Source organism: Acinetobacter sp. SwsAc6 (genome assembly GCF_013391565.1).
In the GTDB taxonomy this organism is placed as follows: Bacteria; Pseudomonadota; Gammaproteobacteria; order Pseudomonadales; family Moraxellaceae; genus Acinetobacter; species Acinetobacter cumulans.
The window spans coordinates 125,503-141,306 of record NZ_JACAXE010000006.1 but is presented as its reverse complement, the minus strand read 5'-3'; the positions used below and the strand labels follow the sequence as shown (position 1 = coordinate 141,306).

Annotated in this window: 13 protein-coding genes; 11 read left to right on the top strand and 2 right to left on the bottom strand. The window is 40.6% G+C overall.

What is annotated here, in order from left to right; all coding sequences use genetic code 11:
• The first annotated feature begins 119 nt into the window (after positions 1-119).
• The 3 genes from radA (at position 120) to HYG93_RS06450 (ending at position 3,277) form a co-directional block, all read left to right on the top strand.
• Positions 120-1,511, top strand: coding sequence for a DNA repair protein RadA (gene radA / locus HYG93_RS06460; RefSeq protein WP_106986415.1), 1,392 nt, complete (start codon positions 120-122; stop codon positions 1,509-1,511).
• A 122-nt stretch (positions 1,512-1,633) separates the two neighbouring features.
• The gene (locus HYG93_RS06455; protein ID WP_178962082.1) at positions 1,634-2,638 is read left to right on the top strand and encodes a Tim44 domain-containing protein; all 1,005 of its coding nucleotides are present in this window, start codon (positions 1,634-1,636) and stop codon (positions 2,636-2,638) included.
• A 108-nt stretch (positions 2,639-2,746) separates the two neighbouring features.
• Positions 2,747-3,277: a tetratricopeptide repeat protein gene (locus HYG93_RS06450; protein WP_106986417.1), complete on the top strand. Its 531-nt coding sequence runs from the start codon at positions 2,747-2,749 to the stop codon at positions 3,275-3,277.
• A 46-nt stretch (positions 3,278-3,323) separates the two neighbouring features.
• On the opposite strand, the gene HYG93_RS06445 is transcribed toward HYG93_RS06450, so the two are convergent.
• The gene (locus HYG93_RS06445) at positions 3,324-3,830 is read right to left on the bottom strand and encodes a peptidase C39 (RefSeq protein ID WP_106986418.1); all 507 of its coding nucleotides are present in this window, start codon (positions 3,828-3,830) and stop codon (positions 3,324-3,326) included.
• 64 nt (positions 3,831-3,894) lie between these two features.
• The gene (locus HYG93_RS06440) at positions 3,895-4,929 is read right to left on the bottom strand and encodes a DUF4917 family protein (RefSeq protein WP_227865869.1); all 1,035 of its coding nucleotides are present in this window, start codon (positions 4,927-4,929) and stop codon (positions 3,895-3,897) included.
• A gap of 223 nt (positions 4,930-5,152) precedes the next feature.
• On the opposite strand from HYG93_RS06440, the gene ahcY reads away from it, so the two are divergent.
• The 8 genes from ahcY (at position 5,153) to HYG93_RS19335 (ending at position 15,774) form a co-directional block, all read left to right on the top strand.
• Entirely contained in the window at positions 5,153-6,535 is a 1,383-nt protein-coding gene (gene ahcY / locus HYG93_RS06435; RefSeq protein WP_106986419.1) for an adenosylhomocysteinase, read from the top strand.
• Between the two features lie 192 nt (positions 6,536-6,727).
• Positions 6,728-7,564: a methylenetetrahydrofolate reductase [NAD(P)H] gene (metF, locus tag HYG93_RS06430; protein ID WP_121531150.1), complete on the top strand. Its 837-nt coding sequence runs from the start codon at positions 6,728-6,730 to the stop codon at positions 7,562-7,564.
• A 106-nt stretch (positions 7,565-7,670) separates the two neighbouring features.
• Entirely contained in the window at positions 7,671-8,396 is a 726-nt protein-coding gene (locus HYG93_RS06425) for a 16S rRNA (uracil(1498)-N(3))-methyltransferase (protein ID WP_120364499.1), read from the top strand.
• A 158-nt stretch (positions 8,397-8,554) separates the two neighbouring features.
• Positions 8,555-11,419: a bifunctional diguanylate cyclase/phosphodiesterase gene (locus HYG93_RS06420; protein WP_178962081.1), complete on the top strand. Its 2,865-nt coding sequence runs from the start codon at positions 8,555-8,557 to the stop codon at positions 11,417-11,419.
• A gap of 143 nt (positions 11,420-11,562) precedes the next feature.
• Positions 11,563-13,842 carry an NADP-dependent malic enzyme gene (locus HYG93_RS06415; RefSeq protein WP_106986423.1) on the top strand — a complete coding sequence of 760 codons (2,280 nt, stop codon included), beginning with the start codon at positions 11,563-11,565 and terminating at the stop codon, positions 13,840-13,842.
• 81 nt (positions 13,843-13,923) lie between these two features.
• Complete coding sequence (locus HYG93_RS06410; protein ID WP_117006512.1) at positions 13,924-15,159, top strand: multifunctional CCA addition/repair protein; 1,236 nt, start codon at positions 13,924-13,926, stop codon at positions 15,157-15,159.
• 175 nt (positions 15,160-15,334) lie between these two features.
• Positions 15,335-15,598, top strand: coding sequence for a hypothetical protein (locus HYG93_RS19340; RefSeq protein ID WP_252149947.1), 264 nt, complete (start codon positions 15,335-15,337; stop codon positions 15,596-15,598).
• A gap of 23 nt (positions 15,599-15,621) precedes the next feature.
• Complete coding sequence (locus HYG93_RS19335; protein ID WP_252149946.1) at positions 15,622-15,774, top strand: hypothetical protein; 153 nt, start codon at positions 15,622-15,624, stop codon at positions 15,772-15,774.
• Positions 15,775-15,804 lie beyond the last annotated feature (30 nt).

The following is a 15,804-nucleotide window of genomic DNA, read 5'->3' as shown; positions in this document are numbered from 1 at the left end:
AGCAAGCACTTATGCGACACAGATTGACTGGAAACAGCCAATTTTCATTCGAATCCATAGCGTTCCAACTTATTCATGGTTATGCTCTTGCACAATGACAACAGCTTTCGACTTGGGTTATGGCAAAAGCAAAAAGTGTTTATCGTTGCGAACAATGTGGTGCAGACCATCCTAAATGGTCAGGCCAATGTAGCGATTGTGGGGAATGGAATTGTTTAAATGAAGTCAGCATTGCACCTGCTGTCAGCCATCGCGCACAGCCGAAAATGGGCGGTGGTTATGCAGGCCAAGCTGCCAGTATTACCACACTCAATAAGATTTCAGTGTCCAATGAAACACGTCTGGCAACTGGCATAGGCGAATTTGACCGTGTATTGGGTGGCGGTTTAGTCACAGGTTCAGTGGTACTGATTGGTGGTGACCCTGGTATTGGTAAATCTACCATTTTATTACAAACCGCCACGCACATGGCATCTGCCAATAGCCCAGCACTCTATGTCACAGGTGAGGAATCACTTTCTCAAGTTGCGCTACGTGCTAATCGACTCGATTTGCCCACGGATCAATTAAAGGTTATGGCCGAAACCTGTGTTGAGCGTATTTGCGAAGTACTGGCACATGAACGTCCTGCTGTAGCCATTTTAGACTCAATTCAAACGCTGTATACCGAAACCTTACAATCTGCACCTGGCGGTGTTTCACAAATTCGTGAGTCGGCAGCTTTACTCACACGCTTTGCCAAAAATAGTGGCACGGCGTTGTTTATTGTGGGTCACGTGACCAAAGAAGGCTCATTAGCAGGCCCTCGCGTATTAGAACACATGGTCGATTGTGTATTGTATTTTGAAGGACAAGCAGACTCTCGCTTTCGTATGATTCGTGCGGTTAAAAACCGTTTTGGAGCGGTCAATGAACTGGGCGTGTTTGGCATGACCGATAAAGGCCTACGCGAAGTATCTAACCCTTCTGCTATTTTTTTAAGTCGTTATGACGAAGCCATTCCAGGCTCGATTGTGATGATTAGCCGTGAAGGTACACGCCCACTATTAGTGGAGGTTCAGGCCTTAGTGGATGATGCGCATGGGCAACCACGTCGCGTGGCTTTGGGCTTAGAACAAAACCGCTTAAATATGCTCCTTGCTGTTATGCACCGACATGGTGGCGTACAAACCTCAGGCCAAGATGTCTATGTAAACATCGTGGGTGGCTTAAAAATTACCGAAACAGGTTCTGATTTAGCAGTCCTACTTGCCTGTGCATCCAGTATTCGCGGTAAGGCCTTACCACAACAGCTAGCTGTTTTTGGTGAAGTCGGGTTATCTGGTGAAATTCGCCCTGTGCCCAATGGTCAAGAGCGCTTAAAAGAAGCGATTAAACATGGATTTAAATACATTATTGTGCCTCGGGGCAATGCGCCACAAAAATCGATTGCAGGCGTACAAATCATTTCTGTCGCCCGTTTACACGAAGCTTTAACAGAGGCGATGAACTTAAGTGAAGAGCTCAGCTAATCCAAGTGATGTTTGCTTGTATATTTTTTAATTAAAAATACGATTTAGATATTGAAATTCAGCGCAAATGACTGCATAAATAAGAAGAATCTATTTCTTTTTATTTTTTATAGGAAAACTCAATGGAAGTTCGACAGCGTGGTTTGATTGCGGGTTTATTAACGGCTGCTTTATTAGTAGCGCCTTTAACAGCTGAAGCGAAACGTGCTGGTGGTGGTAAAAGCCATGGTATGTCTCGTCAAGCAGCACCAACTCAGTCTTACCAACAGCCTCGTCAAGCTACTCCAGCTCAACAGCCAGTTGCTCCTGCAACTGCGCCTGCTAAATCTGGTTCAGGCGTTGGCGGTATGGTTGCTGCTGGTGTAGCTGGTGCTGCAATTGGTGCGGTAGCAGCCAATGCATTAGCAGATGACAAGAACACTCATGCAACTTCGGAAGCTCAGCAGCAAGCTGCTGCACCAGCTGAAGAAGAAAAAGGTGGTCTTCCAAGCTGGATTTGGATCTTACTAGCTGCTGCTGTTGCCTTCTTCATTTTCCGTAAGATGGGCGCAAAAAAAAAACTAGCTACTAACAACCCATACGCACCTAACAATGGTGGTGCTGGTAATACAGCACCATTTGGTCAAGCACCTAATGCGCCTCGTGGCGGTGATAACACCAATATTTTTGGTCAATCAGTGGGCGGTTCAACACCATCTGCACCTGTAAATAACGCACCTTTTGCAGGTGGCGCATACACGAATTCTGGTAGTCAGTTGCCTGATGGTACTGAGCCTGCAGCATTCTTACGTATTGCACGCCAACGCTTTAACCATATTCAGTCTATGAATACGGCGAGCAATATTTCAGAAATTCAGCGTTATTTAACTCCTGATCTTTACCAGTCAATGTATCAAGATATTATGGCTAACCAAGATCAAGACGTTGCTGAGTTTTCTAACTTAAATGCAATGGTGACTGATTCTGCAACTGAAAATGGCCAATACGTTGTAAGCGTTCGCTTTACAGGTACTGTGAGCGAAGACTTAAACAGCCTTCCACAACCATTTGCAGAAATTTGGCATTTTGTTAAACCTGCTGGTTCTACACAAGATTGGTTGGTTGCTGGCATTCAACAAGAAAGCTAAGCATCACTTCTAAAAAAGCGATCTTCGGATCGCTTTTTTTTATGGCTAAAATTCGCTTTTCTGAGCCAATCACTTTAATCTAGGCAGGTTTATTTTTGAGGTTGCCTTATGTCGCAGCGTATTACTCCCCCTATTGCTTTAATTAATCGTGCATCTGCTGGTAATGCTGAAGCTCAATTTGAGCTAGCCGAAGCCTATATGCACAGCGAACATGAAGACGATATTGATCTGGCTGAAGAATGGGCACTCAGAGCAGCACAATTGGGCTTAACTGAAGCAATGTATTGGCTGGGTGAAGGCTATACAGTTTATGCTAAAGAATTACGCGAAGAAGACCCAGAAGAGTCTAAAAAATACTTTGAATATGGTTTTAATTGGTTAACTCAGGCCAGCAAAGATAAACATGCTGCCGCTATTTTTGAGTTAGCAGGCTATTACCGCCGTGGTGATGCCACTGAAAAAGACGTGAGCAAGTCTATTGAACTGGTTGAACAAGCAGCCAAATTAGGCGATGTACAAGCCATGCGCGATTTATCTTTTATCTATGCAAATGGCTTAGGTATTGATGCCAATGAAGAACAAGCTGATTTTTGGGATCAACAAGCACAGCTTGCTGAAAGCAAAAATACTGAGCAATAAGCAATACAGCCCATCATAATGGGCTGTAATTTTTTGCACTCTTACATTAAGCATCAACAACAATGGCTTGTCTAAAAATACCTTCCACTGCACGTTGTTGTTCAAATAACGCTGCTGGCATTGCTTCAAAACTGTCAAAAAAACTAATCTCATTGGCATCAACTGCATACACCAACGAGTGATTGCCCTCACCTTCTAAAGTGTCGTAATACACAATCACATATTGCTTTTGCTCAAAAGCTTGCTGGATTTCTGCATAGCTAAGTGCAGGTAAAATTGGCAATTGAATTTGTTGTGCTGTGTTCAATTCCTTTAGATCTTCTTCACTTGGCTCTAAGTCTTCATCAGTATGAAATTGAATCTGATAGCCAAACTTTTTTAAGCCAATGGCAAGACCCAATGAACTTGTTCCATACTCTGCATCATAGCCGCACACATTGACCAGCTGATCTATTTCAGCATCTAGGCCTAAGTGCTGCAGCAGCATCCATACGGCATAGATACCGCCATTGGCTTCTAAATTGGCAAGTGCTTCTGGGATTTCCAAAGACATGAAAGGAACTCAAAATTTATCTAAAATTAATATTAATATTAATATTAATACAAATACTTTAATTTTAGGGATTATTCCAACAACCTGAACTTTGACTATCAAAAAATTCTACTTCTATTTTAGGAGCTATTACTTTAATTAATGTATTAATCCGATGACATTCTTTCTGCTCTTTAGAATAAGTCGAGATAGCAACTTTACCTACAGTACCTTGTTTAAAAATTTGCTGGATTAAATGGGACTCTTGTTCACCTAAGCCCCATCCATAAATAACTAAATTTTTATTTTCAGCCACTAAGCTTGGTAAAACTTCATAAAATATTGTGCTCAAATATGGACTACTTTTTATTGACTCTAATTTTTTAATCCCTGTGCCTTCAGCTATAAATAATGGAATTTTGTCTTCACACCACTGCGATGTAATAACATCCAATAAACTTTTAGACTCATCTCTTTGTAGTTTATTCTCAGCATTTTTAGCATCTCTAAAGATACATAAATTACCATGTTGGTAAAAGGTCAACGTGACGTCTTTTTGATGCCGTCCGTATGGTTGTTTAAACTTTTCCCAATCATGATCAAACTGGCCGTATCCAATAAAGCAATCTTTAAAAATATGACCATCATTGTTGATGCTACTCCCATTACCATACATACGTATCCAATACAGAATCAAATCATAATTAAGTGAAACAATCGTAGAAAACTGCTTTGTAAATTTATAAAGATCAGATAAATGATCAAATATTTGTGCATGTTCGCAATGAACTTCTTTAACAACTTCGATTAGAGCATTTTTAATATTCTCATAAGCTGAATCAATTTTTGTATCGTGTATACCTAAATGATTATTTACCAACTTTGCATGCCAAACTAATCTCAAAACTAACTCGAAATCATCTGTATCAAACTCCTTAAAAAGTTTGGATATATCTGCATTAAAAAGTTCTAATTTTTCAGCTTCTTCTTTTAAAGAATCAAAACGAAATTTTTGATGCAGAGCAACACTAGCCCCATTGCCAATTATTAAACTCCCATTTTTATAATCATCCTTAATTTCACCCCATTCTTTGATAGGGTAATTAAAGCTATCCATCATAGTACAATCTCGAAATTTACTTATATGACAGATATTAACCAATTGAAGATTGGAACTCACTCTATTTCCAAGTACAATACTTCGCTAGTCGAGGGATGCTGCGACTTTCTTATAGGCACTAAATATAAGATCGCTAGGCTCGACGATTCGGTTGAACATTCGTTTCAATCAACAACGGCATCCGCGAACATAATGATCAATTGTTTTTATTAAGGAGATCGTGATGAACGCGGTTAATGCTTCATTTACAGATTACAAAGTTGCCGACATTTCACTAGCTGACTACGGCCGTAAAGAAATCAAACTTGCTGAAGCAGAAATGCCAGCGCTAATGGGTCTTCGTAAACGCTATGCTGCAGCTAAACCGCTTGCTGGCGCGAAAATCCTTGGCTGTATCCACATGACAATTCAAACTGCAGTTTTAATTGAAACTCTAGTTGAATTAGGCGCAGAAGTTCGCTGGACTTCATGCAACATCTTCTCTACGCAAGACCACGCTGCTGCTGCAATCGCGGCTGCTGGTATTCCAGTTTTTGCTTGGAAAGGCGAAACTGAAGAAGAATACGTTTGGTGCTTAGAACAGCAAATCAACGTAAACGGCACACCTTGGGATGCCAACATGATTCTGGACGATGGCGGTGACTTAACTGCACTTGTTCACGAAAAATATCCTGAAGTGATTGCTAAAATCCACGGTATTACTGAAGAAACTACAACAGGTGTTCAACGTCTTTACGAAATGCACCGCGACGGTACTTTAAAAGTTCCTGCAATCAACGTAAACGACTCTGTAACTAAGTCTAAAAACGACAACAAATACGGCTGCCGTCACTCTCTAAATGATGCAATCAAACGCGGTACAGATATGCTTTTATCTGGCCGTCGTGCGCTTGTAATCGGTTATGGCGACGTAGGTAAAGGTTCTGCTCAATCACTTCGTCAAGAAGGCATGATTGTACGTGTAACTGAAGTTGACCCAATCTGCGCAATGCAAGCATGCATGGACGGTTACGAAGTTGTTGCTCCGTACAAAAACGGCGTTCAAACTGGCAAAAAAGAAGATATCAACCTTGATCTTCTTCAAAACACTGACTTGATCGTAACGACTACTGGTAACTACCACGTATGTGACGCAGCAATGCTTGATTCATTAAAAGCTGGTGCTGTTGTTTGTAACATCGGTCACTTCGATACTGAAATCGACACAAACTACCTACGCGGTTACAAGTGGGTTGAAGTTAAGCCACAAGTTCACCAAGTGTATCGTACAGAAAACGAAAACGATTACTTAATCCTTCTTTCTGAAGGCCGTTTGGTGAACCTTGGTAACGCAACTGGTCACCCATCACGTATTATGGATGGTTCTTTTGCTAACCAAGTATTGGGTCAAATGCACCTATTCGCTGAAAAATTTGCTGATCTTCCAGAAGATCAAAAACAAGCTGCAATCCGTGTAGAACTTATTCCTAAGAAATTAGACGAAGAAGTTGCTGCGGCAATGGTTGCTGGTTTCGGCGGCGTATTGACAACTTTGACTCAAGAACAAGCTGATTACCTAGGTGTTCAAGTTGAAGGCCCGTTCAAAGCTGAGGCTTATAAATATTAATTGCCCCTCACCCCATCCCTCTCCCAAAGGGAGAGGGTGACAGCTTCGTTAAATTGAATTCAGGACTAAAATCCTATCAATTTAATAAGCTGGGTGTTTAACCCTGCAAAATTCAGTAATGAATACTCCTCTCCCTTTGGGAGAGGTCAGGGAGAGGGTAAACAAACAGTATTTATAAAAAAGGATTTGAACATGTCAAAACAGATTCCTATTTCCTTTGAGTTTTTCCCAACCAAAACTGATGCTGGTGCGGAAAAACTTAAAGTTGTTCATCAAGAACTTCAGTTACTCAATCCTGAATTTTTCTCTGTAACCTATGGTGCAGGCGGTTCTACGCGTGAACGTACACTGTCTACCCTTGCCGATTTTAATGGCAAAGGTACACCTGTTGCTCCTCACCTTTCTTGTATTGGTGACAGCAAAGAACGTATTGCAGAACTTCTAGATTTGTACAAATCACAAGGCATTGACCGTATTGTTGCGCTTCGTGGTGACTTACCTTCAGGCCAAGTTGGCTTAGGCGAATTGCCTTATGCAACTGATCTTGTACGTTTCATTCGCGAACATTCAGGTGATCATTTCAAAATTGAAGTGGCAGCGTACCCAGAAATGCACCCGCAGGCAGACAGCTTTGATTTAGACATCAAACGTTTCTGCGAAAAAGCCAATGCTGGTGCAAATGCAGCATTGACACAGTTCTTCTTTAATCCAGATGCATACTTCTACTTCGTAGAACGCATTCAAAAAGAAGGCGTGAACATTCCTGTAGCACCAGGCATTATGCCTATTACCAATGCAAGCAACTTAATTCGCTTTGCTGATGGTACAGGTGCAGAAATCCCACGTTGGATTCGTAAGCAATTGGCAACTTATGGCGACGATACCGATTCTATCAAAGCCTTTGGTCATGAAGTGATTGTAAAACTTTGCGAACGCCTAATTGCAGGTGGTGCACCAAGCCTGCACTTCTACACCATGAACACCACTGATCCAACTCGCCAGCTTGTGCAAGACTTAGGTCTGGCTTAAGCATTTTAGACTTCTGAGCCTTACAAAATTTCCTATTTCTTTACTGAGATAGTTATAAGCCGTAATTCAGAAGTCTTTTTATTTCACCTTTTGAGAGTAAAGCCAAATGCCTCGTTTTTTTATTGAAGCAGACCTAAATGTTGATACCACTGTCGAACTGACTGAAACAGTATTTCATCACTGGGTTAAAGTGCTACGCGCGCAAACAGGTGAAACTGCCACATTCTTTAATGGCCAAGGTGGCGAATACGAAGTGACATTAACGGATGTTGCTAAAAAATCAGCATCTGTTGCTGTAACAGCTTTTAATCCTGCCAACCGTACCCCTGCTTTTACAGCCTTACTTGGCCAAGTCATGAGTAAAGGCGATCGCATGGATTATGCGATTCAAAAAGCGGTTGAACTCGGTGTTTCTGAAATTCAATTGCTCACTTCTGAACGCTGTGAAATGCGTTTGAAGTATGACCGCGACCAAAAAAAATTAGATCATTGGCAAGGTATTGCGATTGCAGCTTGTGAACAATGCGGTTTGAATGTGGTTCCAAAAATCCTTGCACCCATTAGTTTAGACAAATGGCTTGCTTCTAAATTACCAGACACTAAACTCGTACTTGCTCCAAACAAGGACCAGACAGACGTCTTAGCCAATGCAACGCCAAATATCGCATTGCTCATTGGCCCAGAGGGTGGTTTAAGTGAAGCAGAAATTGAAAGTGCTAACCAAGCTGGCTTTATCAATTGGTGCATAGGTGAACGCGTTTTACGTACAGAAACCGCCCCAGTTGTTGCACTTTCTATACTTAATTATCGAATAATCAATAATTTCATCTGATTTTTTATATTTATGTATACATATTGATTGATTTTTGTGCTTCTAGCAATTACCCTTATTTAGATAAAATGTATGGCCTTGAAAGGATTTCGAGCTGTTTACAGCTAGGCCAATAAAAATTGACTTAATTATTACATTGAAATAAGGCATTGATATTCATGATAGAAGATCAATATGAATATATTCGGGAGCATAATCATGCCGCCCAAATTGCAAATACAATTCGTTTAAGCCGTTATTTTCTAACCAGTATTCTCGTTGTTTGTCTCTATATTTTCTGTATTTACAAATTTTTTAGTTCAACGCCTGCACCTTATTTTTCTACATGGTTTTTTACAACAGAAATTATCGTTTGCCTGTTTTGGCTTGTAAGTACAGCGCATTTTAAACCTGGGCTTTATAATTTAAATCACGCCCATCGCTGGCTACAAATTCAGTGTTTTACCGTGGGTTGCTTGGTGGCTATAGGAATTTATATCCTTTACAACTACCTCCCAACCATCAATCCAGATTTTGAAGAAATTCATGCGCTAACACTTTCAGCATTATTATTGATCGTGACTCAAAGCTTTAGCCTGACCTACTTAACCCAAAAGTTAAATTATTTTTGTCTCACTTTTTTGCCTTCCATCATTCCATTTTTATTTTCACAATATTTTATTCAACACGACACCAACCCCCTTTTTAGTCTGGCTCTGAATTTTGCACTTATTGTTATTTTATTATGTGCAACAACGTCATATCGAATTAACCTGCGCCTGAGTACCACGTATGCACGCAATCAACTCTTAATGAAAGATGCTGCACAACAAGTCACGTGGACAGATGATTTATGCAAACAGCTTCAAGATGAAATAAACCACTCTAAAGATATTGAGCTACAACTACAGCTGAACAACCAACTGCTCGAGCAAAAAGTACGTGAACGTACCTATGATATTGAGCAAATGAACAAAGACCTAGAAAATCAACAAGAAAACTTAGTATTAGCACACGAAATTGCAGGCCTAAGACCTTGGGATTGGAACATTAAAGATCGCAAAATTCGGATCACCAACCACTTATATGAAAAACAAGTCCGTGATTCAAAACAGCACCTTGAACAATTACAACACCAAATTCATCCTGATGATGCAGAACAATTAAAACTAACCTTAAAACTGCATTTACGCGGTGAAAGTGAACGTTACGAAGCCAACTACCGTATTCAAAACTCAGAGGGCAAGTGGATTTGGGTACATGACATTGGTCGTGTGGTTGAACGTGATCCAAATACAAAAAAAGCCATCCGCATGGTAGGCATTCGTCGTGATATTCAAAAAGAAAAAATGTCACAAGAGCGAATTAAATTAGCCACCAGTGTATTACAACAAGCTGCTGAAGGCATTTTTATACTCGACGAAGAGCTCTGTTATATCGACGTCAATCCTTATTATGAAAAGTTAACAGGCTTTAGTAGCAACCAAATTTTAGGTAAACACCTATTTGACATCACAGCGAATTACAAGTCACAACAACGTAGTGCCCACTACAGTGTGATTAAACAACTCATGAATATGAATGAGTTTGATGGCGAATTAAATGAAAAATTCCTCTCTGGCAAAGAACTTACCTTGTGGATGCACATTAATGCCATCACTGATGAAGACCATAAAGTCACGCACTATATTGGTATTGTGTCTGACTTAACTGAACGTAAACTCCAAGAGCAACGTTTATCTTATTTAGAAAATTATGACACGCTGACAGATTTACCTAATCGTTTTTACTACAACTATCAATTACATAAACTTTTGGTAACACAGCGTGACTCACAATTTGCCATTATTCGCCTCAATATCGATCGCTTCCGCCCACTCAACGAATATTTAAACCATAACGGTGGTGATGAATTACTACGCCAAGTTGCTCAGCGTTTGCGTTTGACCAACCCAGAAGCACTATTCATGGCGCATTTAAATGGTGATGACTTTGCCATTGTGTATGAAGTGTCCCACTTATGCCCTTCGGTACACGATCAATGTGCACGTATTAACAAAGCATTTGGCTTGCCATTTAATATTGCCAAACAAGATCATTTAATTACCATCTCTATGGGCGTTGCTTTCTACCCAGAGCATGGACGCCAATTGGATTATTTAAACAATTGTGCCGAGCAAGCCCTCACCGAAGCTAAAACACTAGGTGGCAACACGATTCGTTATTATTCGAAAGAAAATACAGCCCTTTTAGAGCAAGGTATATTCCTCGAACGTGACTTACGCAAAGCCATTCAAAACAACGAATTAATGGTTTATTACCAGCCTAAAATCAACTTTAGAGATAAAAATGTATGTGGTTTTGAAGCACTAGTACGTTGGAATCATGCTGAAAAGGGAATTATTCCACCTAATCTTTTTATTCCACTTGCAGAGCAAACTAGCCTAATATCAGACATTGGTCGTATCGTAATACAACAAACTGCCAAACAAATCCGCCAATGGAAAGACATGGGCTTTAATAATATTTGCGTCTCAGTGAATATTGTTGCACAGCAACTCAGACGCGGACAATTGCTCGAAGTTTTAGACGATGCAATGAGCCTCAACCAAATTGAAGGCCAAGATTTAGAACTCGAAATTACCGAATCTTCACTGTTAGAAAATTCCGAGGATGTTAAAAATCAACTGAACGAAATTAAGCTACGTAATATTAATATTTCACTCGATGATTTTGGAACTGGTTATTCTTCACTCTCCTATCTTGCTGATTTTCCAATTGATATATTAAAAATTGACCGCAGTTTCGTATCTAAAATTGGGCAAAACAAACAAGCCGCCATTGTGAGTGCCATGATTGCAATGGGCAAAGCCATGGGAATGACCGTCGTTGCTGAAGGGATTGAAACCGAACAGCAACTTCAATACTTACAAGACCTCGATTGTGATATTGCACAAGGTTACCTATTTTCTAAGCCGCTACCAGAACAAGAAGCAACCGAATATTTAGAACAAAATACCTGTGCCTCACTTATAGCTACTTAATATAAGACAAAAAAATGTGACAGTTCAGGATTCAAAAAATGACACGCTGAGTCTGTCCCAACTGTCTAACAAGTGATATATTCAGTTGATTAATAGCTATTAAACTCCCGTTTTCTGGGCAACTTAAAACAATCGAGATACAGATGGACGATCAATCTTTAAAACAGCAGGCATTGTATTATCATGAGTTTCCAACGCCAGGTAAAATTAGCGTAACACCAAGCAAACAGCTTGTTAACCAACATGATTTAGCGCTTGCTTACTCTCCGGGTGTCGCTGCACCATGTTTAGAAATTGAAAAAGACCCATCTAAAGCTGCACTGTATACTGCACGTGGTAACTTGGTTGCCGTAGTAACGAATGGTACTGCCGTTCTTGGCTTAGGTAATATTGGTCCTTTGGCTTCTAAACCAGTGATGGAAGGTAAAGGCGTATTATTCAAAAAATTCGCAGGTGTTGACGTATTTGACATCGAAATTGCTGAAAATGATCCAGACAAAATTGTTGATATTGTTGCAGCATTAGAACCAACTTTTGGTGGTATTAACCTTGAAGACATCAAGGCACCAGAATGTTTCTATATTGAGCAAAAACTCCGTGAACGCATGAATATTCCTGTATTCCATGACGATCAACACGGTACATCAATTATTGTTGGTTCAGCGTTGTTAAATGCCCTACAACTGAATGGCAAAAAAATTGAAGAACTGAAAATTGTAGCATCTGGTGCAGGTGCTGCTGCTCTATCTTGTCTTAACTTGCTTTGTGCCTTAGGTGCAAAAAAAGAAAATATCATTGTGGCTGACTCACGTGGTTTATTAACTACGCAACGTCAAGGCCTTGATGATTCTAAAAAAGCATACGTACAAGATATTGAAGGTACACAACTTGCCGATGTTATGGCGGGTGCAGATATGTTCCTTGGCCTTTCTGCTGCTGGTATCTTGACTCAAGATATGGTTAAAGAGATGGCGGACAACCCGATCATCTTCGCTTTGGCTAACCCAGATCCAGAAATTTTACCTGAACATGCCCACGCTGCACGTCCAGATGTGATTATGGCTACAGGTCGCTCGGACTATCCAAACCAAGTAAACAACGCCCTTTGCTTCCCATATATTTTCCGTGGTGCATTGGATGTTGGCGCAACCACCATTAACGAAGAAATGAAAATTGCATGTGTACACGCGATTGCGCGTATGGCACATGTAGAAGCAGATGCTGCATCTTATGGTGAAAAATCTGCATCATTTGGTCGTGATTACCTTATTCCACGCCCATTAGATCAACGTTTGATTTTGGAAATTGCACCAGCAATTGCACAAGCTGCAATGGACTCAGGTGTTGCAACTCGCCCAATTCAAGACTTTGCTCACTACCGTCAACGTTTGTCTGAGTTTGTTTATAACTCAGCATTCATGATGAAACCTATTTTTGCGCAAGCAAAAACAGATCCGAAGCGCATTGCATACGCTGAAGGTGAAGACCTTCGTGTACTTCGTGCAGTTCAAATTGCAGTTGATGAAGGTATGGCTAAACCAATCTTGGTGGGTCGCCCTGCTGTGATTGAAGCAAATATTAAAAAGCTTGGTTTACGCCTTGAAAATGGTTTCAACATTGAAATCGTAGATCAAGAGAAAAACCCGCACTATGAACAATTTGCTGATGACTATTATGAGCTTATGGCACGTAAAGGCGTAACACCTGAATACGCGCAACGTGAGTCTCGTCGTCGTTCTACGCTCATTGCAGCAATGCTGGTTCGTCATGGTTTAGCAGACGGTATGCTTTGTGGTACCTATTCAAGCTATGACATTCACCTTGACTTCGTAAAAAATGTGATTGGTTTAAAAGAAGGTCGTAGCACATTCTTCACCCTCAATGCATTGATGCTTGAAGATCGTAATTTATTTATTGCCGACACCTACGTAAATACTAATCCAACGGCTGAACAGCTGGCTGAGATGACCATTTTAGCTGCTGAAGAAGTACGTCGTTTTGGTATCACACCACGTGTTGCTTTACTTTCGCACTCAAGCTTTGGTTCAGATCAAAATGATCCAAGTGCACAAAAAATGCGTAAAGTATTCGAAATTTTAACTGAAATTGCACCTGAACTAGAAGTTGAAGGCGAAATGCATGCCGATGCGGCATTAGACGAAAATATTCGTCATTTTGCATTCCCGAATTCACGCTTCAAAGGTTCTGCAAATTTATTGATTATGCCGAACTTAGATGCAGCCAACATCTCGTTTAACTTGTTGAAATCAACATCAGGTAACAATGTCACCATTGGCCCGATCTTGCTTGGTGCAGCGAAGCCTGTTCATATTTTGACACCAACAGCGACAACACGTCGTTTAGTGAATATGACAGCACTTACAGTTGCTGAAATTCAAGAAAACGAAAAAAATGCACTGTGATTTAGTTCACTGAATCCACAGTTCTGACTTGAGAAAACCTCTATTCTGTAGCATGATGACTGCAAGAATAGAGGTTTTTTCATGCAAGTTTATTTAGTGGGCGGTGCAGTTCGAGATCAATTGCTTGGACACCCCTATCACGAAAAAGATTATGTAGTGGTCGGCGCGACGCCGGAACACATGCTTGCCCAAGGCTATCAACCTGTGGGTAAAGATTTCCCCGTTTTCCTTCATCCAGAGACCAAAGATGAGTACGCCTTAGCGCGTACAGAACGTAAATCCGGACATGGCTATCATGGCTTCGAGTTTTATACCGATGTCAGCGTAACATTGGAGCAGGATTTAATTCGTCGTGACCTGACGATCAATGCAATTGCAAAAGATCAGGATGGAAATATCTACGACCCATACGGCGGTCAACGTGATTTACAATTGCGCCTATTGCGCCATGTATCCGATGCATTTGCGGAAGATCCGCTACGTGTATTACGTATTGCGCGTTTTGCAGCCCGTTATAAAGCACTCGGTTTTCGTGTAGCAGATGAAACACTTGAGTTAATGCGTCAATTGGTCACTTCTGGTGAGTTAAATGCGTTAACGTCTGAACGTGTATGGAAGGAAACATCTCGTGCACTAATGGAAAATCATGCCGATGAATACTTTGAAGTACTCAGAAGTTGCGGTGCATTAAAAGTCTTATTCCCTGAATTGGATGCACTCTACGGTATTCCTCAGCGCCCCGAGTACCACCCTGAAATTGACTGTGGCATTCATACCATGATGTCATTATATCAAGCTTGCCGTGCTGGCTATTCCCTTGATGTACGATTTGCAGTATTGGTTCATGACCTTGGTAAAGCACTCACACCTGCAGAAGAATGGCCACGCCATATTATGCATGAAGAACGTGGTGTTAAACCTGTATCTGATGTTTGTGATCGTTTAAAAGTTCCAACAAATACCAAGCAGTTAGCAATTGCTGTATGTAAGGAGCATTTAAAGTGCCACCAAGCACTTACCCTAAAACCTGGTACTTTATGGCGCCTATTACAACGTTTAGATGTATTACGTCGCCCAGAACGTGTTGAAGCCTTTGTACAAGCTTGTGAATGTGATTCTAGAGGCCGTTTAGGCTTAGAAGACCGTGACTACCCTCAATCACGCTATGTTTTGGATGCTATGCAAGTGGTGCGTAATATTAAAGCACAGGATTTGCCACCTGAAATTCAAGGGCCAGATATTGGAGAAATGCTGATTGAGCGCCGAATTGCAGCACTTGGCGTTTTAAAAGCTAAATACACTGCTCTTGCTGATTAAGCACATTCTGAAATAAAAAAGCTTCTTTGGGAGCTTTTTTATTTTTGGCGAAACAGTAATAAAGATGTAAAAATAATAATAACAGCGTTAATGTTCATCTTTTTTGCAACAATCTTTACCATCAATCTACCAATAAAACATTTATGCTCTAACTAAACAATGGAGCAGTCGCTACATGCATGCCTATATTCGCCCACTTCAATTAGATACTGATCTCAAAGATATTCATCGTCTTACCTACCAACTCGGTTATCAAATTGAGCTTGAACGCATTCAAAAACATTGGCAACTCATTCATTTAGATCCGCATTATCAAACATTGGTTATCGAATCTAATGCACAAGTCATTGGCTATGCAGGATTGATCAAACAATACAGCTGGGAATTTGAGGAGGTTTTTTTCGAATTCAAGCTTTTGTCATTGATGAGCAGTATATAAGTCTTGGCTTAGGTAGAACACTGATGCAGACTATTGAGAAAATAGCGATCGAACAAGGTTTAAAACGTATTTTACTTAATAGTGGCAATCGTCCCGAACGGTATCCAGCCCATGTTTTTTATAAAAGTTTAGAATTTGAAGCCTATAGTTTGGGCTTTACGAAATACTTAAAATGATCGGCTGATTTAATCATCAGCCGATCATTG

Coding starts and splice junctions, on each gene's coding strand:
- radA (WP_106986415.1), top strand. CDS start 120: ATGGCAAAAGCAAAAAGTGTTTATCGTTGCGAACAATGTGGTGCAGAC.
- HYG93_RS06455 (WP_178962082.1), top strand. CDS start 1,634: ATGGAAGTTCGACAGCGTGGTTTGATTGCGGGTTTATTAACGGCTGCT.
- HYG93_RS06450 (WP_106986417.1), top strand. CDS start 2,747: ATGTCGCAGCGTATTACTCCCCCTATTGCTTTAATTAATCGTGCATCT.
- HYG93_RS06445 (WP_106986418.1), bottom strand. CDS start 3,830: ATGTCTTTGGAAATCCCAGAAGCACTTGCCAATTTAGAAGCCAATGGC.
- HYG93_RS06440 (WP_227865869.1), bottom strand. CDS start 4,929: ATGATGGATAGCTTTAATTACCCTATCAAAGAATGGGGTGAAATTAAG.
- ahcY (WP_106986419.1), top strand. CDS start 5,153: ATGAACGCGGTTAATGCTTCATTTACAGATTACAAAGTTGCCGACATT.
- metF (WP_121531150.1), top strand. CDS start 6,728: ATGTCAAAACAGATTCCTATTTCCTTTGAGTTTTTCCCAACCAAAACT.
- HYG93_RS06425 (WP_120364499.1), top strand. CDS start 7,671: ATGCCTCGTTTTTTTATTGAAGCAGACCTAAATGTTGATACCACTGTC.
- HYG93_RS06420 (WP_178962081.1), top strand. CDS start 8,555: ATGATAGAAGATCAATATGAATATATTCGGGAGCATAATCATGCCGCC.
- HYG93_RS06415 (WP_106986423.1), top strand. CDS start 11,563: ATGGACGATCAATCTTTAAAACAGCAGGCATTGTATTATCATGAGTTT.
- HYG93_RS06410 (WP_117006512.1), top strand. CDS start 13,924: ATGCAAGTTTATTTAGTGGGCGGTGCAGTTCGAGATCAATTGCTTGGA.
- HYG93_RS19340 (WP_252149947.1), top strand. CDS start 15,335: ATGCATGCCTATATTCGCCCACTTCAATTAGATACTGATCTCAAAGAT.
- HYG93_RS19335 (WP_252149946.1), top strand. CDS start 15,622: ATGCAGACTATTGAGAAAATAGCGATCGAACAAGGTTTAAAACGTATT.